Origin of the sequence: Nonomuraea sp. CA-143628, from assembly GCF_050942315.1 — a bacterium.
In the GTDB taxonomy this organism is placed as follows: Bacteria; Actinomycetota; Actinomycetes; order Streptosporangiales; family Streptosporangiaceae; genus Nonomuraea.
In genome coordinates this window covers 9,432,506-9,454,310 of record NZ_CP192072.1, presented here as the reverse complement: position 1 = coordinate 9,454,310, position 21,805 = coordinate 9,432,506, and the positions used below count along the sequence as shown (strand labels likewise).

Here is a 21,805-nt window from a genome sequence, read left to right as displayed (position 1 = left end):
CACCATCACTCACGAGGGGGAAGCAATGAGTACGCCAAAGGTCGCCGTGATCACCGGTGCCTCCCAGGGCATAGGCGCGGCGCTGGTGACCGCCTACCGCAAGCTCGGCTACGCGGTCGTCGCCAACTCCCGGTCGATCGCGGATTCCGACGACCCCATGGTGCGGGCCGTCGCCGGCGACATCGCCGCCCCGGCCGTCGGGGCGCATGTCATCGAGCAGGGGCTGAAGGCGTTCGGCCGCATCGACACGTTGGTCAACAACGCCGGCGTCTTCGTGTCCAAGCCGTTCACCGACTACACCGACGAGGACTACGACCTCGTGACCGGGGTCAACCTGCGCGGGTTCTTCGAGATCTCCCAGCGGGCCATCGAGGCGATGCTCAACCAGGGCAATGGTGGACACGTGGTCAACATCACGACCAGCCTGGTGGATCACGCTGACAAGAAGGTGCCGTCCGCGCTGGCGTCGCTGACCAAGGGTGGCCTCAACGCGGTCACCAAGTCGCTGGCCACCGAGTACGCCACCCGGGGCATCCGGGTCAACGCGGTAGCGCCCGGCGTCATCCGCACTCCGATGCACCCGGTCGAGACCCACGAATTCCTGGCCGCACTGCATCCCGTCGGGCGGATGGGCGAGATCAGCGACATCGTCGACGCGATCATCTATCTCGAGCACGCTCCGTTCGTCACCGGCGAGATTCTGCACGTCGACGGCGGCCAGAGCGCCGGTCACTGAGCTGGTCCTTGGGCCCGAGGCAGGGCGGGGGCGGTCGGTGACCCCAGGCGCCGCCCGCCCCCAACCTGCCGAAAGAGCCGCTGCCCGCCCCACCTGCCGTAAAGACGCCGACCGCCCCACCCGCCGTAAAGACGCCGACCGCCCCACCTGCCGAAAGGCCCACTCGCCGTAAAGGCGCCGACCGCCCCGATGGCCGTAAGAGCCGAGAGAAAGGCGCATGTTGACAGCCGTACCGGAGCAGACGATCGAGGCGACCTCGTCGGCGCGGCCCTGGCGGGTCGTCGGGCAGGGCGCGGCGGCGCTGGCGGCGGGCATGGGCATCGGCCGCTTCGCCTACACCGCGATCCTGCCCCTGATGCTCGCGCAAGCCGGGCTGTCGCCGCAGCTCGGCGCGAGCCTGGCCACCGCGAACTACATCGGCTACCTCCTCGGCGCGGTCGCCGCGATCATCGCCCCCACGATGGCCGCCTCCCGGACGACGCTGCGCCTGTCGCTGGTGATCCTGATCGCCACGCTGGCCCTGATGCCGCTCACGCACGTCGGCGCGCTCTGGTGGCTGCTCCGGCTGGTCGCCGGGGTCGCGAGCTCGCTGATCTTCGTCGTCGCGGTCAACGCGATGCTCACCGGGCTACGCGGCCACGCCCACCACCTCACCGGCTGGGCCTTCGGCGGCATCGGCGCCGGGATCGCCCTGTCCGGCGTCGTCGTGCTGATCCTCCGCACCGCCGGTACGTGGCAGGAGGCGTGGTGGACCACGGCCGCACTGACCGCCGTGTTCACGGTCCTGGCCTGGCCGCTGCACGCCGGTCCGACGTCGTCCCACGCCGCGTCGACGTCGTCCGACGCGGTGCGGGTCCCGACCGGCGCGGGCCCGGTCCCGTCCCACGCGGCTCCGACGTCGTCCCACGTGGTGCGGGTCCCGTCTCACGCGGCGCCGGTCCCGCGCGATGCGGCGCCTGTCCCGTCCGGGCGCGGTGGCGCGGTCGGGCTGCGCTGGTTCGGCGCGTTGCTGGTCGGCTACACCCTCGAAGGGACCGGGTACATCATCGCCGGCACCTTCCTGGTCGCCGCGATCGATCAGACCGCGCCCGGCTGGGTCGGCAGCTCCGCCTGGATCCTCGTCGGACTGGGCGCCCTGCCGTCGTCGGCCCTGTGGGCCTGGCTCAGCCGTACGTGGTCGCGGCCGACGCTCCTTCTCGTCGCGCTCGTCGTACAGGCCGTCGGCATCGCGCTACCGGTCCTGGTCAGCGGGGTCGCGGCGGCTCTGGTCTCGGCGGTGCTGTTCGGCGCCACGTTCCTCGGCATCGCCTCCCTCACCCTGGCCGTCGGCGCCCATCTGCGGATCCCGCGGGCGGTCGCGATCCTCACCACCGGCTACAGCGTCGGGCAGATCCTCGGCCCCCTGGTCGTCACCCCGCTCCTGCACCACGGCTACAACCAGGCGTTGCTCGTCGGCGCCGCCCTCGTCGCGCTGGCCGCGGTCGCGACCGCCGCGCTGCGCCACCGCTTCCCGCATCACCTCGGCCCCCTGCCCCGACGGGTCGACACCGCCCGCGGGAGCTGAGCGCCGATGCCCATCACGATCCACCCAGCCCACCGCTGACATCCGACCGACCACCGGCATCCGACCGACCACCGGCATCCGACCGACCACCGACAGGAGAGCGCCATGACCAGTACCGCCGAGGCCGAGATCCTCCACACCGTCCTCGACCGATGGAAGAGCGCCGTCGACGCGCACGACCCCAAGCGCGTGGCGTCGTACTTCACCGACGACGCGATCTTCCAAGGTCTGCACCCGTACGGCATCGGTCCCGAGAGCGTCGCCGAGTACTACGACTCGCAGCCGCTCGGCATGACCGCCGCGTACAACATCCTGGAGACCCGGCGGATGGCCGACAACCTCGTCCTCGGCTACCTGCACGTCGATTTCACCTTCACCGACCGGCCGGTCGTGACGGTCAACCTGTGCGTGCTGGCGCGGCGGGCCGGCGACAACTGGCTGATCGATCACTATCAGGTCTCACGGCTGCCTTGATCCCTTGAAGCGCGGAAAGGGCGGCTATCGTCTCACTGCTGATGTCCTCGTGCTGAAGGGGGCGGCCCGGTGACGGACACCCGGCGCTCGCAGCCGTTGAGCGGCCTGCGGATCGTCGAGATCTCCAGCTATGTGGCGACCCCGCTGAGCGGGATGACGCTGGCCCAGCTGGGTGCCGACGTGATCCGGGTCGAGCCGATCGGCGGCGCGGTCGACCGTACGCGCTGGCCGCTGGCCGAGAGCGGGACGAGCCTGTACTGGTCGGGGCTGAACAAGGGCAAGCGGGCCATCGAGGTGGACCTGTCCGCCGAGGAGGGCCGCGCGCTCGTGGGCGAGCTGATCGTCAGCGGCGGGCCACGCGGCGGGATCGTGATCAGCAACTCCGAGCGCTACCCGGAGCTGTCCTTCGAGGCGTTGCGCGCCCGCCGCCCCGACGTGATCCACGTGCTGCTCACCGGCCGCCGGGACGGCGGGGCCGCGGTGGACTACACGGTGCAGGCGGCGACCGGGTTCCCCCTGCTGACCGGCCCGGAGGACGTGGCGGAGCCGGTGAACAGCCTGGTGCCCGCCTGGGACGTGACCGCGGGGCTGTACCTGGCGGTCGGGCTGCTGGCCGCGGAGCGGCACCGCCTGCTGACGGGCGAGGGGCAGCAGGTACGGGTCGCGCTGGAGGACGTCGCCCTGGCCACCGCCGGGAACCTCGGCTACCTCGCCGAGGCGCAGCTGAGCGGCACTCCGAGAGAACGCGGCGGCAACTACGTCTACGGCACCTTCGGCCGCGACTTCACCACGGCCGACGGCGGGCGGCTGATGGTCGTGGCGCTGACCGCCCGGCACTGGCGCGGGCTGCTGGCCGCGACCGGCCTGACCGACGTGGTCAGCGCGCTGGCCACCGCGCTCGGGGTGGACTTCGCCGACGAGCCGGCCCGCTACCGGCATCGCAAGGTGCTCGGCGAACTGCTCGCGGGCTGGTTCGAGGCCCGTACGCTCGCCGAGGCCGAGTCGGCGCTGCGGGCCGGCCGAGTGCTGTGGTCGAGATATCGCGGCTTCACCGAGCTGGCCGCGCAGCTGGGCGAGAACCCGCTGATGGGCGTGGTCGAGCAGCCGGGAGTCGGCGAGCACTGGGCGCCCGGCTCGCCCGTGGTGATGGACGGGGAGCAGTCGCCGCCCGCGGCGGCGCCGCAGGTGGGCCGGCACACCGGCGAGGTGCTGCGGGCCGAGCTCGGACTGTCGGCCCAGGACGTCGCGACGCTGCGCGAGCATGGGGTTATAACTGAACCGGTAAATCCAGGGACGGCCGAATGAAGCGACCCACCATCGACGACATCGCCCGCCGGGCCGGCGTGTCGAAGGGCGCGGTGTCGTTCGCGTTGAACGGCCGTCCCGGTGTCTCCAGCGAGACTCGCCGCCGTATCCAGGCCATCGCCGCCGAGTTGGGCTGGCAGCCGAACAGCCTGGCACGGGCCCTGTTCGACGGGCGGCCCGACGTGCTGGGCCTCGTCGTGGACCGGCCGGCGCGTACGCTCGGGCTGGAGCCGTTCTTCATGCAGCTGATCTCCGGCATCGAGGCCACGCTGTCGGCGGAGTCCGTGGGGCTGCTGCTGCAGATGACCGAGGACCCCGAAACCGAAATCGCGATTTATCGGAAATGGTGGGCGCAGCACCGGGTCGCCGGGGTTTTCGTCGTCGACCTGCGGGCCGAGGACTCCAGGATCGCCGTGCTTGAGGAGCTGAAGCTGCCCGCCGTGGTCATCGGCGGACCAGAGGGTACCGGGCGGCTGCCCGCCATCTGGAGCGACGACGCCGGCGCGATCGGCGTCGTGATGGCGCACCTGGCCGGGCTGGGGCACCGCAGGATCGCCAGGGTCGCGGGACAGGAGGAGCTCAGGCACACCCAGGTCAGGACCGCCGCGATGCGGGAGGCGGCGGCCAGGCTGGGCGTGACGGCCGTCACCGTGTACGCCGACTACAGCGGTGAGAGCGGCGAGCGGGCCACCCTCGACCTGCTGCGCGGACCCGAACGGCCGACCGCCATCGTGTACGACAACGACGTGATGGCCGTGGCCGGCACCGCCGCCGCTCGCGAGGCGGGTTTCTCGGTGCCCGCCGAGCTGTCCGTCGTGGCCTGGGACGACTCCGCCCTGTGCCTGCTGGCCCGGCCGCACCTGACGGCGGTGAGCAGGGATATCGCCGCGTTCGGCGCGAACGCCGCCCGGTCGCTGCTCAGCCTGGTCCAGGGCCGGGAGGTGGCCGACTCGCGGCAGGCCGAGCCGCGCCTGGTGAACAGGGGGAGCACGGCCCCCTGCCCTGAATCGGTTCAGTAATCGCGCGGAAATGTCCGCGATCAGTCATTGCAACTAAACGGGTTTAGTGATGGCATGGCGGCTAATCTCCGCTGCTCGAATCCGGAGGGTTGATGACCCCGTTCCGCCCCTTGACCGATTCCTGGACCGTCCGCTCGGCGAGCGGCGACGTGCGGGCTCCGGCCACCGTGCCCGGTTGCGTGCACACCGATCTCCTCGCCGCCGGTCTGATCCCGGATCCCTACCTCGACGACAACGAGACCCGCCTGGCCTGGGTGGGGCGTACGGAGTGGCGTTACGAGACGGAGTTCTCGTGGGACGGCACCGAGCACGAGCGCACCGATCTGGTCTGCGAAGGGCTCGACACCGTGGCCGAGATCGAGCTCAACGGCGTGCGCGTGGGCGAGACCGCGAACATGCACCGCTCCTACCGGTTCGACGTCCGCCCCGCGCTGCGCATCGGCAGTAACCGGCTGGCGGTGACCTTCCGGCCGGCTCGGGAGTACGCCGAGCGGTTGAAGGAGGAGCTCGGCGACCGGCCGGGCGCCTACACCGAGCCCTACAACTTCATCAGGAAGATGGCCTGCAGCTTCGGCTGGGACTGGGGGCCGACCCTGGTCACGGCGGGCATCTGGCGGTCGATCGGGCTGCACGAGTGGAGCGGCGCCCGGCTGGCCGCCGTGCGGCCGGTGGTGACCGTCGAGGACGGTGTCGCCCGGGTCGCCGTGCACATCGAGGTCGAGCGCGCCGTACAGGAGGAACTGCAGATCACCGCCACTGTCTGCGGCAGGTCTGTCGTGGGAGCGCTCCCATCGGACACGGCGGTACTTGAGGTCGACATTCACCAGCCCGAGCTCTGGTGGCCACGCGGGTACGGCGAGCAGCCGCTGCACGAGCTGACCGTGACGCTCGGCGACGACCTCGACAGATGGCAGGGGAAGATCGGCTTCAGGACGGTCGAGCTGGACACGGCCGACGGCGCCTTCACGATCGTGGTCAACGGCCGCCTGATCTTCACCAAGGGCGTCAACTGGATCCCCGACGACTGCTTCCCGGTCAGGATCGACCGCGCCCGCTACGCCGAGCGTCTCGCGCAGGCCTGCGAGGTGGGCGTCAACTTGATGCGCGTCTGGGGCGGCGGGCTGTACGAGAGCGACGACTTCTACGACCTGTGCGACGAGCTGGGGCTGCTGGTCTGGCAGGACTTCCCCTTCGCCTGCGCCGCCTATCCGGAGGAGGAGCCGCTGCGCTCGGAGGTCGAGGCCGAGGCCCGCGAGAACGTCACCCGCCTCATGCCGCATCCGAGCCTGGCCCTGTGGTGCGGCAACAACGAGAACATCTGGGGCCTGTTCGACTGGCACTGGCCCGAGCGGCTGGCCGGGCGCACCTGGGGCGGGGGCTACTACCTCGACCTGCTGCCCGGCATCGTGGCCGAGCTCGATCCGGGCCGGGCGTACTGGCCGGGCAGCCCGTACTCGGGGTCGATGGACGTCCACCCCAACGACCCCGACCACCACAACATCCACATCTGGGACGTCTGGAACGAACGCGACTACACGGCCTACCGCGAATACCGGCCCCGCTTCGTCGCGGAGTTCGGCTTCCAGGGGCCCGCGACGTACGCGACCATCAAGCGGGCCATCAGCGACGAGCCGCTCACGCCCGACTCGCCAGGTATGCGCCTCCACCAGAAGGCGATCGACGGTGACCTCAAGCTGGCCGCCGGGCTCAAGCCGCACTTCGCGCCGCCCACGGGCTTCGCCGACTGGCACTACCTGACGCAGGTCAACCAGGCCAGGGCGATCCAGCTCGGGGTCGAGCACTTCAGGTCCTTGTGGCCGCACTGCGCGGGCACGATCGTGTGGCAGCTCAACGACTGCTGGCCCGTCACCTCGTGGTCCGCGATCGACGGTGACGGGCGCAGGAAGCCGCTGTACCACGCGCTGCGCCGGGCGTACGCCGACCGGCTGCTGACCGTGCAGCCGCGCGACGGCGGCCTGGCGCTCGTGGCGGTCAACGACACCGACGAGCCGTGGGTGAGCGGCGCGGTGGCCGCGCGGCTCGGCGTGGACGGTACGGAGCTGCGGGCCGAGAGCTTCGACCTCGAGGTGCCGCCGCGCGGCGTGGTGACGGTACCTCTTGGCGTGGGCGAGCCGGCCGACCCGGCGAGGGAGCTGATCGCGGTGCGCGCGGGGGAGCGCAGGGCGCTGTGGTTCTTCCTGCCGGACAAGGACCTCGACCTGCCCGGGGGGCGGTGCACGGTGACGGTCGAGGGGCGTGACGTGATCGTCAGCGCGCACACGCTCGTACGGGATCTGGCGATCTTCCCTGACCAGGTGCACCCCGACGCCGAGGTGGATGACCAGCTCATCACCCTCCTGCCCGGCGAAAGCCATCGCTTCACGATAAATCGGGAAATCGGGGCTGATGTGCCCATGAGGTGGGTGAACGACCGCTCCGCTCTCCTTCCTAACCCCCCTGGGAGAAGTACATGAGAAGAACCATGGTGATCGTGGCAGCGGCGGCGCTTGCCCTCCTCACCGCCTGCTCGGGCGGCGGGGTGCCACTGACCGCCGGCAGCACCGCCCCCTCCTCAGGCCCGGCGTCGGCCTCCGGAGGCGCCGCCAAGGACACCATCGTGAACGTCATCGCCGGCACCGGCCAGTTCAACGAGAACCTCAACCCCCTGGTCCAGGGCGCGCCCAACCTCCTGGGCACCTGGGGGATGATCTACGAGACGCTCATGTTCTTCAACCAGTCGAAGTCGGGTGACGTCCAGCCTCTGCTGGCCACCAAGTACGAGTTCGGCGACGAGGGCAAGTCGATCACCTTCACCCTCCGCGACGGGGTGAAGTGGAGCGACGGCAAGCCGTTCACCGCCGAGGACGTCGCCTTCAACTTCCTCTACCGCCGCGACAAGAAGGACCTGAACGCGGCCGGCACCAACATCAAGGACGCCCAGGTCCTCAGCCCCACCTCAGTGAAGATCAGCTTCACCGAGAAGATGTACACCAAACTGTGGGACGTGGCCGGTCACCAGTACATGGTGCCCAAGCACATCTGGGAGAAGATCGACAAGCCCGGCAAGGAGACCAACACCAAGCCGGTGGGCACCGGGCCGTTCATGATGGGCGAGTTCACGCCGCAGAGCTACACGATGGTCAAGAACCCGACCCACTGGGACACCGGCAAGCCCAAGATCGCCGGAATGCGCTTCTGGTCGTACAACAACAACGACGCCTCCCTCCAGGCGATGGTCACCGGGCAGCTCGACTGGGGCGGCATGTTCATGGCCGACCCCGACAAGCAGTTCGTGGCCAAGGACCCCGAGCACAACGCCTACAAGAACGAGTCCCAGCTGTACGTCACCAACCTGGTGCCGAACCTGACCAAGGCCCCCATGAACGACCTGGCCGTGCGGCAGGCCATCAACCTCGGGCTCGACCGCGACAAGATCATCGAATTGGCGTTCGCCGGGCTCGGCAAGCCGGCCAGCCCGGCGGGCATCGTGCTGCCGCTCTTCCAGGACTACCTCTCGCCCAAGTACGCCACCGCGAAGCTGGAGTACAACCAGGACAAGGCCCGCCAGACCCTGGAGGCGGCCGGATACGCCAAGGACGGCGACGGCTACTACGCCAAGGACGGCAAGCGCCTGTCGCTGACCTGCCACCTGGTGAGCGGCTGGACCGACTACGTCTCGGCCGCCCAGGTCATCAAGCAGCAGCTCAAGGAGATCGGCATCGAGTTCAGGTCGAAGGAGGTCTCCTTCAACGCCTTCGTCGACATGCAGCAGAAGGGCGACTTCCAGCTGATGATGTGGAACGCCTACGGCGGACCGCACCCGTACTACATGTACGACAACATCCTCAACAGCAAGAACATCCCCCCGGCCAACCAGAACATGGCCCGCTACAAGAACCCGGCCGTCGACGCCGCGCTGAAGGTCATCGCCGACACCCCGCCGGAGCAGACGGACACGATCAAGCAGGCGATCTACGCCATCCAGGACGCCGTCGTGGCCGACCTGCCCTACATCCCGCTGCAGCAGTCCAGCGCCCTGGCCGAATTCCGGACCACCAACGTCACCGGCTGGCCCAGCGAGCAGAACCCGTACGCGCTCGGCCTGCCCTTCTCCCACCCCGACAACGGCATCGTGGCCAAGAACCTCCAGCCGGTGCAGTAAGTACGACGAGGACGCGACCGGGGCCGCGCGCCCCGGTCGCCCGGGGAGAATCACATGGCATACCTTTGGCGCAAGCTCGGCTTCTACGCGGTGGCGCTGTGGGCCGCACTCACGATCAACTTCCTCATCCCGCGCCTGATCAGGGGCAACCCGGTCGACATCATCCTGTCGCGCTTCCAGAGCAGGCAGCCCCCGCCGCCGGAGTTCCGCAAGACCCTGGAGGTCATGTTCGGGGTGAGCGACGACCCGCTGTGGGTCCAGTACTTCGCCTACCTCCGCCAGCTGGCCACCGGGAACCTGGGCACCTCCGTCACCTACTACCCCGCCCCGGTGGGCACCGTGATCGGCCAGGCGATGCCCTGGACGCTCGGGCTGGTCTCGATAGCGCTGCTGATCACGGTCGGGCTCGGCGTCGGCCTGGGCATGGTGGCCGGGTGGCGGCGGGGGAGCTGGCTGGACGGGCTGATCCCGACCACGACGTTCCTGGCCGCGATCCCGTACTTCTGGCTGGCCCTGCTCTTGCTGTTCTTCCTCGGGGCCGGGCTCGGCTGGTTCCCGCTGAACGGCGCCTACGACTACGCCCACGTACGCATGGGCTTCACCGGCGACTTCATCGGCAGTGTGCTCTACCACGGCGCGTTGCCCGCGCTCACGCTGGTGATCTCCGGCATCGCGGGCTGGCTGCTCGGGATGCGCAACATGATGGTCTCGACCATGGCCGAGGACTACGTGGTCATGGCGCAGGCCAAGGGGTTACGGCCGCGCCGGGTGATGGTCGCGTACGCGGCCCGCAACGCCGTCCTGCCCAGCGTGACCGGGTTCGCGATCACGCTCGGCTTCTTCGTCGGCGGCCAGGTCGCCACCGAGGTCGTCTTCTCCTACCCGGGCGTGGGGTTCGCGCTGCTGCAGGCCGTCGGCAGCGCCGACTATCCGCTCATGCAGGGCCTCTTCCTGATCATCTCGGTGGCCGTGCTGGCCGCCAACCTCCTGGTCGACCTGCTGTACGGGCTGATCGACCCCCGAGTGCGGAAGGCGGGCTGAGGCAGTGACCGCTGTTGTGACCCTGGCCGCTCCCCGGGACCGGGTGCTCGGCCTGCCCAGATCGGGCAAGCTCGTCGCCGGACTGGTGATCGTCGGCTTCTTCGCCCTGCTCGCCATCGCCGGCCCCATCCTGGCCGGCGACCCCGAGGCCCTGGTGGCCGGCCGGCTCGAACCACCGTCGGCGGAGCACTGGCTCGGCTCGACCGACACCGGGCAGAGCGTGCTGGCCCAGCTGATGCACGCCACGCGCGGGTCGATGCTGATCGGCGTGATCGCCGGGGTGCTGGGCACGGTGGGCTCGCTGCTCATCGGCGTCGTCGGCGGATATTTCGGCGGCTGGGTGGACGAGGCGTTCTCCCTGCTCAGCAACGTCGCCCTGGTCATCCCCACGCTGCCGCTGCTGATCCTGGTCGCCGACTACGTCGAGGACAGCGGCCCCTTCACCTACGCCATGATCATCTCGATGATCAGCTGGGCGGGCCCCGCGCGGGTCATCCGCTCCCAGGTCATGTCGCTGCGCAACCGCGACTACGTGGACGCGGCCAGGGTGAGCGGCGAGCCCGGCTGGCGGATCATGGTCTTCCAGATCCTGCCGAACCTCGTCCCCGTCATCGCCTCCGGCTTCGTCTGGGCGATCATCGGCGCCATTCTCACCGAGTCGGGACTGTCCGCGCTCGGCCTCGGCGGCGGCGCGGTCACCTCCTGGGGCGGCATGCTCTACTTCGCCCAGAACGGCTCCGCGCTCTCCATGGGTGCCTGGTGGTGGTTCGTACCGCCGGGGGTGTTCATCGCCGCGCTCGGCACCGGGCTCTCACTGATCAACTTCAGCATCGACGAGCTGATGAACCCGCGACTGCGAAAGGCGGCCGCATGAACGACACCGTCCTGTCCGTACGCGATCTGAGTGTGGCCTACGGGCAGACCCGCGCGGTCCGCGGCGTGAGCTTCGAGCTGGGCCGCGGTCAGGTCCTCGGCATCGCGGGCGAGAGCGGCTGCGGCAAGTCGACCCTGGCGTACGCGATCAACCGGCTGCTGCAGCCACCCGGCCGGACCACCTCCGGCGAGGTCGTCTTCCACCCCAAGGACGGCGACCCCATCGACGTGCTGGCCCTGGAGGGCGAGGAGCTGCGGCGCTTCCGGTGGCGGCGGGTGGCCATGGTCTTCCAAAGCGCCATGAACGCGCTCAATCCCGTGCTCAGCGTCCGGCGCCAGCTCCACGACGTGTTCACCACCCACGAGCCGTCGATGTCCAGGCGCGAGCGGGAGGAGCGCTCCCGCGAGCTCCTGGAGCTGGTCGGCATCGACCCGGGACGCATCGGCGCCTACCCGCACGAACTGTCGGGCGGCATGCGCCAGCGGGTGCTGATCGCGATGGCCATGGCGCTCAACCCCGACGTGGTCGTCCTGGACGAGCCCACGACGGCGCTGGACGTGGTGGTGCAGCGCGACATCCTGGAGGAGATCGACCGGCTGCGGGAGATGTTCGGCTTCGCCGTCGTCTTCATCACGCATGACCTGTCGCTGCTGCTGGAGATCAGCGACCATCTCGCGATCATGTACGGCGGCCGCATCGTCGAGTACGGCACCAGCAAGGACACCCTCCTCCAGCCCCGCCACCCGTACACGGTCGGCCTGCTCAACTCCTTCCCCAGCCTGCGCGGCGAACGGCAGGCGCTGCACGGCATCCCCGGCAGCCCGCCCGACCTGTCGAAGGAGCTGACGGGCTGCTCGTTCACGCCCCGCTGCCCGTACGCGTTCGAGGGCTGCCACACCCACGAGCCCGAGCTGGACTCGATCCAGGACTCGCTGGTCGCCTGCCTGCAGTACGACCGCAGGCTGCACCCCGCCCGCCCCGACCGGCGCCTGCGGGAGCGCCAGTTCGAGCAAGTCAACCACTCTGAGCACGAGGTGACCTCATGACGACGATGACGGTCAGCCGCCTGAGCAAGACCTTCAAGCTGTCCAGGAAGGAGCGTCTTCGGGCGGTCGACGACGTCTCCTTCGAGCTGCGCTCCGGCGAGACCACCGCGCTGGTGGGGGAGAGCGGCAGCGGTAAGTCCACGATCGCCCGCATGCTGGCCAGACTCGCCAAGCCCACCTCGGGCGAGATCCGGTTGGAGACCTCGAACTACCGCAAAGACGTACAGATGGTCTTCCAGGACCCGTTCGCGTCGCTCAACCCGGCCCACACGATCGGCTACCACCTGCGCCGCCCCCTGGAGATCCACAAGACACCGGGCACGGCCGAAGAGCTGCTGGAGCGGGTCAACCTGCCCACCGCCTACGCCCGCAGGTATCCGCACGAGCTGTCCGGCGGCCAGCGGCAGCGGGTGGCCATCGCCCGCGCGCTGGCACCGCGCCCCAAGGTGCTGCTGGCCGACGAGCCGGTCTCGATGCTGGACGTGTCGATCAGGCTGGAGATCCTCAACCTGATCGACCGGCTCAAGAGGGAGGAGGAGCTGGCCGTCCTCTATGTCACGCACGACCTGGCCACCGCGCGCTACTTCGCTCGCGACATCATGGTCATGTACCGGGGGCAGATCGTCGAGCGCGGCCCGGCCGACGACGTCATCCTCGCGCCGCGGCACCCGTACACCCGGCTGCTGGCCGAGGCCGCCCCCGACCCCTGGGCGGCGCACGAGGACGGGCGGCCCGCCCGGCAGGAGCGCAGAAGCGGCCCGCCCGTCGCCGATGGGTGCCTGTTCCGCAACCGCTGCCCGTACGCCGCCGACGCGTGCGCCGGCCAGATCCCCACCTACGGCGAGGAGCACCGCGTCCGATGCGTCCTGGGGGAGGGCGAGCCCGCGGCGTGAGGTGTCGTGGGGGACGACGAGCCCGCGGCGTGAGGTGTCGTGGGGGACGACGAGCCCGCGGCGTCCGACGGCGAGCTCGCTCCGTGAGGCGTCAGCTTGAGACGATGTCGCTTCGGGCAAGGATGCGCAGGTGTTCCAGCATGTCGCCGGCGGTCTCGGCGAGCGGCTGGATGCAGACGTGGTCCGCCCCGGCGTCGAGGTGGGCCCGTACCCGCCCGATGATCGTCTCCGGGTCGCCCCAGGCCACGATGGCGTCGACCAGGGCGTCGCTGCCGCCGTCGGCCAGGTCCTTGTCGTCCCAGCCCAGCTCGCGCAGGTTGTTGGCGTAGTTGGGCAGCGCGAGGTAGAGCGCCATGAAACGACGGGCGGTCCGCCTGGCCCGCTCCGGGTCGGCGTCGAGCACGACCGTCTGCTCCGGCGCCAGGACCGGATCGGGGCCGAGGACCGCGCGGGCGCGCGCGGTGTGCTCCGGGGTGACGAAATAGGGGTGTGCGCCCTGGGCGCGCTTCGCGGCCAGGTCCAGCATCTTCGGCCGAAGCGCGGCCAGCAGGCGCGGCGCCGGCTCCGGCAGGGGGCCGCCGTACTCCGACGCGTCCATGGCATCGAGGTACGCGCGCATCGCCGACACAGGCTTGCTGTAGTCGTGGCCTCGCGCCGACACCAAAGGCGCGTGGCTCACGCCGAGGCCGAGCACGAACCGGCCATCGTACGCCTCCGCGAGGGCGTTGGCCCCGGTCGCGATGGCGGTGGCGTCCCGGGCCCAGATGTTGGCGATGCCAGTGGCGATCATCATCTGCCGCGTGCCGCCCAGCAGGATCGCCGAATGGACCAGCGCCTCCTTGGCCTTCGGCCCCTCACCCACCCACAGGGTCCCGTAGCCCAGGCTCTCGATCTCGGCAGCCGCGTCCCGCTCGAACGAGGCCGACTCGCCGCCCAGCGTGCTGTTCCAGACCCCTACCCGGCCCATGCGCCGCTTCAGCGCCGCGACATCAATCGTCGTATCGGGCATCACAACTCCCCCGCCTCGTTGTCACCGTGGATCTCACGATATGTAAAGGATCATCGGGGCAGGTTAATGCCCGATTCACGCGTTGCCGTATTCCGGCGGTCCGCAGTGTGCCTGAACCCGGGTGCCGTGGGAGCCGTACCTTCTGACGACTGTCTGGAGCGGAAAGTCCTGTTGCGTGCAGGCGTCAGCAGGACCTGGCGCCTATGCGTCCTTCTTCTAGATGGGCAGGCGATGGCACACGGCACCAAGCACGGCGACGCGGTGAACGGGACGACCGGCGGTGACCCCCGGCGGGTCGGCGGCCATCGCATCATCCGCCGGCTCGGCGCGGGCGGGATGGGCGTGGTCTACCTCGCAGAGGGCGGGGCGCGGACAGGCGGGACGCGGACACTGGTGGCGATCAAGGTCATTCACCGGCACCTCGCCGGCGACCCGGAGTTCCGCCGGCGCTTCCGCCGCGAGGTCGCCACCGCGCAGCGGGTCGCCCGCTTCTCCACGGCTCCCGTCCTTGAGGCCGATCTGGACGGCGACCTGGCCTATGTGGTGACCGAGTACGTGCCGGGGCCGACGCTGTACAGCGCGGTCAGGGAATGGGGCCCGATGGTGGGCTCGGAGCTCGAAGGGCTCGCCATGAGCATGGCGGTCGCGCTGGGGGCGATCCACGCGGCGGGCGTCGTTCACCGGGACCTCAAACCGTCCAACGTGCTGCTGTCCCCTGCGGGGCCGAAGGTCATCGACTTCGGCCTCGCCTTCGCGGCCGACTCCACCACGCTCTCCGTCACCAGGATGGGCACGCCGGCGTACATGTCTCCGGAGCAGGTACGGGGGCTGCCGCTCGCGACGGCCTCCGACGTCTTCGCCTGGGGCGGGGTCGTGGTCTTCGCGGCCTGCGGGCAGCCGCCGTTCGGCTACGGGGCGGGGCACGAGGTGCTCTATCGGGTGGTCCACGACGATCCCGTACTCCCCAAGCTGGAGGGGGTTCTCGGGGAGCTGGTGCCGAGGGCGCTGAGCAAGGACCCGGCGGCGCGGCCGACGGCGGCGGAGCTCGTGGACGCGTTCGGTGAGGGCCCGACGAGACGCCTCCCGCCCACCGCCGCCTCGCCTGCGGCTGCTCCGTCCGCTGCCGCTCCGCCCGCCGCTCCGCCTGCTACCGCTTCTGCCGCCGCCCCGACCACCACTGCCTCACCTACCACTGCCTCGCCCACCGTCGGCCCGCCCACCGTCGGCCCGCCCGACGCCGCTCCGGCTCCGGCTCCGGCTCCGGCGGACGCGCTCGCGACCGAGCCCCGTGTCGGCGCACGGCCACCTGCCCCCGTAGGTGAGACCCCGGCCGGCGCACTCGACCCCACGTCGCCGGGCGGGTCGATCGGAGCGCGGGGGACCGAGTCCCCGCGCGCGGCACCGGGAGCGTTCGGGGGTGAGTTGCCCCGCGCAACACCGGGAGCGTTCGGGGGTGAGTTGCCGCGCGCAGCACCGGGAGCGTTGGGGGCCGAGCCGCCGGGCGACGATTCCAGGAGCCAGCCGACGACCCCAGAGCCAGGCGGCGGTGGCGTCGCCGCCGGGGCGGGCAAGGATCGGCAACACCGCCGCAGGGCCACATCGCGACGGCGGGTGTCGAGACGACGGTGGGTGTGGGGCGGCGGCGCCCTCGCCCTGGTGACGGCGGGTGCCGTCTTCACCTCCCTGGCGATCACCCCAGGAGACCCGCTGCTCCCCGGCTTGTCCGCGCGACCCGCCGGAAACCCCGCCGTGGCGCAGGACGCGGCCACGCGGTGGCGGAAACTCCCCGGCGAGAACCCCCTTCGCGTCGCCGACGTCCGCTTCTACGTCCAACCGGACACCGACGCGGCCCGCCAGGCGCGGACCTGGTCGGCACAGGGCAGAACGGCCGACGCCGCCCTGATGCGGGCCCTGTCGGAGGTCCCCCAGGCCATCTGGCTCAGCGGCGGCTCGCCCGCCGACATCTCCCGTACGGTCCGCGAAACGGTCACTGAGGCGGACCGGCAGCGGACCGTCCCGGTGTTCGTCACCAACAACATCCCGGGACGTGATTGCTGGAACGGCGGCGCCCCGAACACCGGCACCTACCGCACCTGGATCGACGCCGTTGCCGAGGGCATCGGAAACCGGTCCGCCGTCGTCGCCCTGGAGCCCAGCGCCCTGGCCCGGCTGCCCGGCAGCCCGGAGTGCCCGCAGGGCGGGGAGGCCGCCGCCGTCCAGCGGTACGCCGACCTCTCCTACGCTGTGGAGACCCTCACCGGCCTGGCCGGCACCGCCGTCTACCTCGACGGTGGGCTGGCGGGGTGGCCGGCGTTCACGCAGATCGCCGACCGGCTGGTCAACGCGGGGGCGGTCCGCGCCGACGGCTTCTACGTCAACGCGGTCGGTTACCGCCCGACCGCCCGGTCACTCGCGTACGCCGCGAAGCTGTCCAAGTGCGTCTACCTGAGGGCGGCGTCGCGGACGGCCCCGTGCGCCGACGCGGCCCTCGCCGCCGTGCCGGACGACACGCCCGGCCTGCCGCACTTCGTCGTCGACACGAGCCGCAACGGTACGGGCGAGTGGCAGCCGCCGGCCGGCCGGTTCCCGGCACCGGACGAATGGTGCAACCCTCCGGGCAGGGGCGCGGGCGCCCGCCCGACCGCCGACACCGGCACCCCGCTGGCCGACGCGTCGCTGTGGCTCAACAGCCCGGGGTTCTCCAACGGCCAGTGCACGCGGGGCACCGGTGGACCGGCGGACCCGGCGTACGGCATCGTCACCCCGGCCGCCGGCCAGTGGTGGCCCGACCAGGCCCTTGAGCGGGCACGGAACGCGGTTCCGCCGCTGCCGACCGGTGCCCCATAGCGGCGGCCGCTCTACCGCCCAACAGCAAATGTGTTGCTTTGAACTGGAGGAAGGCAGATATTCGTGCCGCACCCGACTCGGAGCACGCCCTGCTGACGTCCAGTTGATCACCGAATGGCGGCCGGTGAAGACGAAGACACCAGCGACGCCACGCATCGGACGCAGGCGCGGCGAGAGGTCGGGGCGAACGGCAGAGACCAGCCGCAGATCGGCAGAGGGCTTGACCGGCTCCGCGCACAGGCCGGTGGATGTGCCGGGGAGCACGGCATGTAGTACGGCGGGCCTGCTTCCGGAGACGCCCGTCCGGTACTCGCGCGGGGGTGCTGTTCCCGCATCGGCAACGGGCTCGATGGTGAGGTCATCCCAATGGACAGGCCAGCGGCGAATGCCGACGGGCAGGTCGAAGTGATCCCCGTCAAGTCGGATCAAGGCGTTGGTTCCGTGGGTGAGGATGCTGATCACTGTGCCGCTACGCCCGATGAGCCTGGCACGGTGAGCGCGGGGTGGTAGGCGTAGATGACCCGTTTGCGGTGCGGGTCCCAGCCGGTACGCCACCAGTAGCGGTCGCCATCGCACCAGACCACCAGGCCCACCCAGACCGACACGAGGGCCAGCCCGTATCCATCGTGGATGTCAGCAGGGACGCCGAGTGCGACAAGGGCTTGGCCTATGTCACGGGCGGCGTGCAAGGGGTGAGGTGGGGGAGTAATTTCTGGTTGGTTTCGGGTCATGGAGCCAGTGGACTCGGCGCGGGATCGCCCTCATAAGCGCGTGATCGAGACGGGTGGTGGGAGTCGGTTCACACCCTGTGTGAATGCGATGAAGCTGTGATGCGCTCGCCTGTCAACCTGCATATTCGTTCTGTGATTATCTGCTTACACTCCGGATATGGACGCTTGATGGAGGGGCCGAAGTGAGTGAGCCGAACATCCTGTTGGATGCCTTGCTTGAGGAGGCGGGCATCTCGCACGCGGGACTGGCCGCACGGATCAACAAGGCCACCGCGACCGCCCGTCGCCCTACGCGCTACGACCACACGGCCGTAGCCCGATGGGTCAGAGACAACGCCATCCCGAGGGGCGACGTTCCGGAGATCATCTGCGAGATCATCGGTCCCAAGGTCGGGCGGGTCCTCGCACTGTCAGATATCGGAATGGCGAGAACGGCCGGTGACGACTGTGAAATGGGGCTGCCCAAAGCTGTTGACCAGGCCGTCGCTCTGTGGCGAGGGGACCTGGGGAACAAGGTCTTCCCCGTAGGCGCGTCGCTGATCGAGGGCTCAGCCGCCATCGCACCGGTCTTCGAGTGGGAGAACCCGCCGTACGAGATCGATGTCTCGCGGCGAGGTCCGCGCGCAGTGTCGATGGACGACGTCCAGGTGCTCAAGGACGCGCGTGGGCGCTATGAGCAGATGTACCGCAGGGTAGGCGGCGTCCCGGTACGGCCGCGCCTCGTGGCCTTCCTCAACACCGGCGTGACGCCGTTGCTCAGAGGTAGCCATGACGACGAGATCGGCAGGCGACTGTTCCGGGTCGCTGGTGGGCTGGTCGCGCTCGCGGGCATCTGCGCGTACGACTCCGACAGGCAGGCGCTGTCGCAGCGCTACCTGTTTCACGCGCTCAGGATGGCCAAGGCGTCGAGCAACCCGGCCTTCGGCGGTTACGTGATCGCGTTGCTGGCGAACCAGGCGATGGCGCAGGCGAAGTACCGGCGCGTCATTCAGTACTGCGAGACAGCGCTACGGGGAGCACGAGGTCACCTGAGTCCCGCCCTCTCGACAGACCTCCACATCCTCCAGGCCAAGGCGTACGCACGTCTTGGCGATCGGGCGAGCTGCCATGCGCACATGCGCCTGTCGGAGGCCACGGCGGGACAGATCCGGCAAGGAGAGGAGCCCCCGGAAACCGGCTACGTACAACCGGGTCTGCTTGAGTGCCAGCACGCCGAGACCCTGCGACGTCTCGGCGACCTGACGCCTGCCCAGGCGTACGCAGAGGAAGCTCTGCGTTTGGCCGGCACGTGCCATCTGCGGGGGCAAGCTCACCGGCAGGCGACTCTCGCCTTGATCCTGGCCGAACGCGGAGAGCTGGAACAGGCTGCCTCCACCGCGGAAAGCATGCTCGACTGCACCGAAGGCATGGAGTCCGAGCGCCTTGCCGAGCGCATCCAATCGGTGACGACAGCCCTGAGCGCCTACGACACGCAACCGGTCAAGGCGTTTGTCGCCCGCGCGAGGCGGCAGGCGGGCATCCCCTTGTAGCGTGGTGTCGGTCCAGGCGTCCACCCAGGGGAGCAGCCGCATGCGCTGGCAGGTCCACTCGGAAGAACCGCTCTATACCGACCGCTGGCTTGACGTTCGGGTGGCCGACGTGGAGCTTCCGGACGGAAGACATCTCGATCACCGGCTCCTTCGTACCGCGCCCGGAGCGGGTGCTGTCGTCACCGACGAGCAGAACCGTGTACTGCTCATCTGGCGGCACCGCTTCATCACCGACACCTGGGGTTGGGAAATCCCGATCGGCAAGATCGAGGAGGGCGAGGAGCCGATCGTTGCCGCCGCCCGCGAGGTCGAAGAAGAGACCGGCTGGCGCCCCGGCCCCTTGTCGCCACTGCTCTACACCCAGCCCACCAACGGCATCTCCGACTCCGAGCACCACATCTTCCGCGCCGACAGCGCCCAGCACATCGGGCCGCCCACCGAAGCATGGGAGGCGGAACGCATCGAGTGGGTCCCCCTTACGGACATCCGCCGTCTGATCGACAAGCGCGACATCGTCAGCGGAACCAGCATGAACGCTCTGCTCTACGTAACGGGGATGTAGCGGCACGCGGCCGCTGTGGTGGTGTCAGCGGCTTTCGCCGCTTCGTGTCCTCTGGTGCTCTGTATGGACGCCAGAGACTGGCGCGTCACACAGGGGTCATAGACTCGCTGCAGGGCGGCGGCCTGAGCCGAGAAACAGCACGTCAGAGTGGTACGGGGGTGGCGTCTGAATCCGCGATTCACGGATTATGAGGGCGCTCATCGGGCAGGTGGGGCGGGGAAGAGTTACGGGCGGCACCCCGAATGCCTTACGGTCTGCTGGTCACTACTCTAAGTTCCGCAACGATGCGTGCTCCGGGAGGTGGCCGCGATCGGGAAGGTGGCATGGGTGACGGTCGGTGCTGAAACGCAGATCACGGATCTGACCATCAACGATCATGCCTGCCTGACGTTCGGGGAGCATGAGGAGTTGCTCGACCTCACCACCGCCTTCGTACGGGACGGACTGGCCGAGGGACAGCGCGTCGTCTGGCTGGCAGAGGAGCCGGCGCGCAGTCTGGCGGAGCTGGGCCGGCGGGGAGTGGTCGCGCGGGAGGCGACGACGGCTGGGCGAATGATGGTCATGACCTGCAAGGACGGGCTGCTGGACGGGCAGGCGTTCACCGCGGAGCACGCCACGCGGTGGCTGCGCGATCAGATGGTACGCACGGCGCGCGAGGGTTACCCCGGACTGCGGGTGGCGCTCGACATGAGCTGGGCCTTAACGCCGGTGAGCGGCATCGAGCAGTTGCCGGCCTTCGAGGAGGAGATCGCGGCGACGCTGGCGGGCGGCGGCGCGGCGGTCCTGTGCCAGTATGACCGCGAACGCTTCGACCCGGTCACCCTCGCCTCGGTCTCGGGCTATCACACCCACACGGTCGCCGCGGCCACCTATCACCACGACGCGCTGCTGCGCATCTGCCGTCAGTACGCCCCGCCGGGCATACGGCTGGCCGGGCAGCTCGACCGGTCGGCCGAAGACGCGCTCCGGCTGGCCTTGAGCGAGACCATCCGGGTCGATGACGACATCACCGTTAACATGGCCGAACTCTCCTTCATCGACCTGGCCAGCGCTCGTATGATCATTGACGCCGTTCACAGCCTGCCCGCGCCTCGCAAAGCGACACTGCGCTGCAGCCCTGCCATCCACCCGCGGTTCGCCCTGCTCGGCGCTTCCGCGGTGCCCGGACTCAGCTTGGTGGCCACTCATGACGGGTAACCGGCCACCTGACCCTCCGGCGTCGTCCTCCGGCGAGCTGGAGGATCAGCGGCGTCTGGAGAGCCAGCGGGATCTGGAGGATCAGCGGCATTCAGCGGGGCCGGTCGAGTCGGCCGTACTCCTGGACCAGCCCTTCGACCGCGACTCGCTCTACGCGCTACGGGCGACACTGGAGGCGCACGCGAGCCAGGCGGGGCTGCCCGAGGGCCGAACCTCGGACATGGTCCTCATCGGGCACGAGCTGGCCAGCAATGTCATCCTGCACGGCTCCGGGAACGGATGGGTACGCCTGGAGGTCACGGACGGCATGCTGTGCTGCGAGGTCATCGACAGCGGCGCCGCCCACCCGGAGCAGGGGACTCCTGGATGGCCGTACCAGTTCGGGCACGGGCTGTGGATGGCCCGCTTCCTCAGCGACTGCCACACCGTGAGCCATGGCCCCAGTGGCACCGTCGTCACCGTGGGTTTCGCGCTGCCCAGCCCGCTCCGCCCGGCCTTCAAGCTGACCCGCCACGCCCAGAACGGCCGCACCACACTTAGCCTGGTCGGCGACCTCGACCAGCGGACGGCTCCGGACGTCATCGCCACCGTCGAGGACCTGATCTCGACGACCAAGCCGCTCCGGCTGGTCCTGGACCTGAGCGGCATGACGTTCTGGGACTCCACCGGCATCACCGCCCTCGTCACCTCACAGGAGCACGTCGCCGCCGCGCGGGGCGCGACCATGGCCCTGGCCGGGCTCTCGACGGAGCACCGGGGACGCCTTGACTCCCTCGGATTCATCTCCTTCACCTACGACGACACCAGCCACTAGAG

At 69.8% G+C, this 21,805-nt stretch carries 18 protein-coding genes and 1 pseudogene; 17 read left to right on the top strand and 2 right to left on the bottom strand.

The genetic code is table 11. The features are described from left to right. The first annotated feature begins 25 nt into the window (after nucleotides 1–25). The 12 genes and pseudogenes from ACQP2T_RS42990 (at nucleotide 26) to ACQP2T_RS42935 (ending at nucleotide 13,114) form a co-directional block, all read left to right on the top strand. Nucleotides 26–736 carry an SDR family NAD(P)-dependent oxidoreductase gene (locus tag ACQP2T_RS42990; protein WP_433510600.1) on the top strand — a complete coding sequence of 237 codons (711 nt, stop codon included), beginning with the start codon at nucleotides 26–28 and terminating at the stop codon, nucleotides 734–736. 217 nt (nucleotides 737–953) lie between these two features. Then, nucleotides 954–1,517, top strand: a pseudogene (locus tag ACQP2T_RS42985) (YbfB/YjiJ family MFS transporter); the annotation flags it as partial. Beyond that, the gene (locus ACQP2T_RS42980) at nucleotides 1,509–2,300 is read left to right on the top strand and encodes a YbfB/YjiJ family MFS transporter (protein ID WP_433519907.1); all 792 of its coding nucleotides are present in this window, start codon (nucleotides 1,509–1,511) and stop codon (nucleotides 2,298–2,300) included. The pseudogene ACQP2T_RS42985 and the gene ACQP2T_RS42980, both read left to right, overlap by 9 nt. A gap of 105 nt (nucleotides 2,301–2,405) precedes the next feature. Then, nucleotides 2,406–2,774: a YybH family protein gene (locus ACQP2T_RS42975; protein ID WP_433510599.1), complete on the top strand. Its 369-nt coding sequence runs from the start codon at nucleotides 2,406–2,408 to the stop codon at nucleotides 2,772–2,774. 69 nt (nucleotides 2,775–2,843) lie between these two features. Beyond that, nucleotides 2,844–4,079, top strand: a complete 1,236-nt coding sequence (locus ACQP2T_RS42970) for a CoA transferase (RefSeq protein WP_433510598.1) — start codon at nucleotides 2,844–2,846, stop codon at nucleotides 4,077–4,079. Beyond that, a complete protein-coding gene (locus ACQP2T_RS42965) occupies nucleotides 4,076–5,098 on the top strand; it encodes a LacI family DNA-binding transcriptional regulator (protein WP_433510597.1) in 1,023 nt (340 codons plus the stop codon). The genes ACQP2T_RS42970 and ACQP2T_RS42965 overlap by 4 nt, the downstream gene beginning before the upstream one ends. A 92-nt stretch (nucleotides 5,099–5,190) precedes the next feature. Continuing rightward, on the top strand, nucleotides 5,191–7,572 hold the full coding sequence (locus ACQP2T_RS42960) for a glycoside hydrolase family 2 protein (RefSeq protein WP_433510596.1): 2,382 nt from the start codon (nucleotides 5,191–5,193) through the stop codon (nucleotides 7,570–7,572). Then, entirely contained in the window at nucleotides 7,569–9,260 is a 1,692-nt protein-coding gene (locus ACQP2T_RS42955) for an ABC transporter substrate-binding protein (protein ID WP_433510595.1), read from the top strand. The genes ACQP2T_RS42960 and ACQP2T_RS42955 overlap by 4 nt, the downstream gene beginning before the upstream one ends. Nucleotides 9,261–9,314: 54 nt before the next feature. Then, complete coding sequence (locus tag ACQP2T_RS42950) at nucleotides 9,315–10,301, top strand: ABC transporter permease (RefSeq protein ID WP_358173603.1); 987 nt, start codon at nucleotides 9,315–9,317, stop codon at nucleotides 10,299–10,301. A gap of 4 nt (nucleotides 10,302–10,305) precedes the next feature. Then, entirely contained in the window at nucleotides 10,306–11,175 is an 870-nt protein-coding gene (locus ACQP2T_RS42945; RefSeq protein WP_433510594.1) for an ABC transporter permease, read from the top strand. Continuing rightward, nucleotides 11,172–12,221 carry an ABC transporter ATP-binding protein gene (locus tag ACQP2T_RS42940; protein ID WP_433510593.1) on the top strand — a complete coding sequence of 350 codons (1,050 nt, stop codon included), beginning with the start codon at nucleotides 11,172–11,174 and terminating at the stop codon, nucleotides 12,219–12,221. Before ACQP2T_RS42945 ends, ACQP2T_RS42940 begins: the two co-directional genes overlap by 4 nt. After that, nucleotides 12,218–13,114: an ABC transporter ATP-binding protein gene (locus tag ACQP2T_RS42935; protein WP_433510592.1), complete on the top strand. Its 897-nt coding sequence runs from the start codon at nucleotides 12,218–12,220 to the stop codon at nucleotides 13,112–13,114. Before ACQP2T_RS42940 ends, ACQP2T_RS42935 begins: the two co-directional genes overlap by 4 nt. Nucleotides 13,115–13,205: 91 nt before the next feature. On the opposite strand, the gene ACQP2T_RS42930 is transcribed toward ACQP2T_RS42935, so the two are convergent. Then, nucleotides 13,206–14,123, bottom strand: coding sequence for an LLM class F420-dependent oxidoreductase (locus ACQP2T_RS42930; RefSeq protein WP_433510591.1), 918 nt, complete (start codon nucleotides 14,121–14,123; stop codon nucleotides 13,206–13,208). Nucleotides 14,124–14,354: 231 nt separating this feature from the next. Here ACQP2T_RS42930 and ACQP2T_RS42925 point away from each other — a divergent pair, with 231 nt between their 5' ends. After that, nucleotides 14,355–16,970, top strand: coding sequence for a glycoside hydrolase family 6 protein (locus ACQP2T_RS42925; RefSeq protein WP_433510590.1), 2,616 nt, complete (start codon nucleotides 14,355–14,357; stop codon nucleotides 16,968–16,970). Between the two features lie 458 nt (nucleotides 16,971–17,428). Here ACQP2T_RS42925 and ACQP2T_RS42920 read toward each other — a convergent pair whose 3' ends face one another. Then, complete coding sequence (locus tag ACQP2T_RS42920; RefSeq protein WP_433510589.1) at nucleotides 17,429–17,701, bottom strand: hypothetical protein; 273 nt, start codon at nucleotides 17,699–17,701, stop codon at nucleotides 17,429–17,431. Nucleotides 17,702–17,883: 182 nt separating this feature from the next. Between ACQP2T_RS42920 and ACQP2T_RS42915 the strand changes: the two genes are divergently transcribed. The 4 genes from ACQP2T_RS42915 (at nucleotide 17,884) to ACQP2T_RS42900 (ending at nucleotide 21,803) form a co-directional block, all read left to right on the top strand. Continuing rightward, nucleotides 17,884–19,230, top strand: a complete 1,347-nt coding sequence (locus ACQP2T_RS42915) for a transcriptional regulator (protein ID WP_433510588.1) — start codon at nucleotides 17,884–17,886, stop codon at nucleotides 19,228–19,230. A gap of 40 nt (nucleotides 19,231–19,270) precedes the next feature. Beyond that, complete coding sequence (locus ACQP2T_RS42910) at nucleotides 19,271–19,792, top strand: NUDIX hydrolase (protein WP_433510587.1); 522 nt, start codon at nucleotides 19,271–19,273, stop codon at nucleotides 19,790–19,792. Between the two features lie 327 nt (nucleotides 19,793–20,119). Continuing rightward, nucleotides 20,120–20,989 carry an MEDS domain-containing protein gene (locus tag ACQP2T_RS42905; RefSeq protein WP_433510586.1) on the top strand — a complete coding sequence of 290 codons (870 nt, stop codon included), beginning with the start codon at nucleotides 20,120–20,122 and terminating at the stop codon, nucleotides 20,987–20,989. Beyond that, on the top strand, nucleotides 20,979–21,803 hold the full coding sequence (locus ACQP2T_RS42900) for an STAS domain-containing protein (RefSeq protein ID WP_433510585.1): 825 nt from the start codon (nucleotides 20,979–20,981) through the stop codon (nucleotides 21,801–21,803). The genes ACQP2T_RS42905 and ACQP2T_RS42900 overlap by 11 nt, the downstream gene beginning before the upstream one ends. The last annotated feature ends 2 nt before the right edge of the window (nucleotides 21,804–21,805 follow it).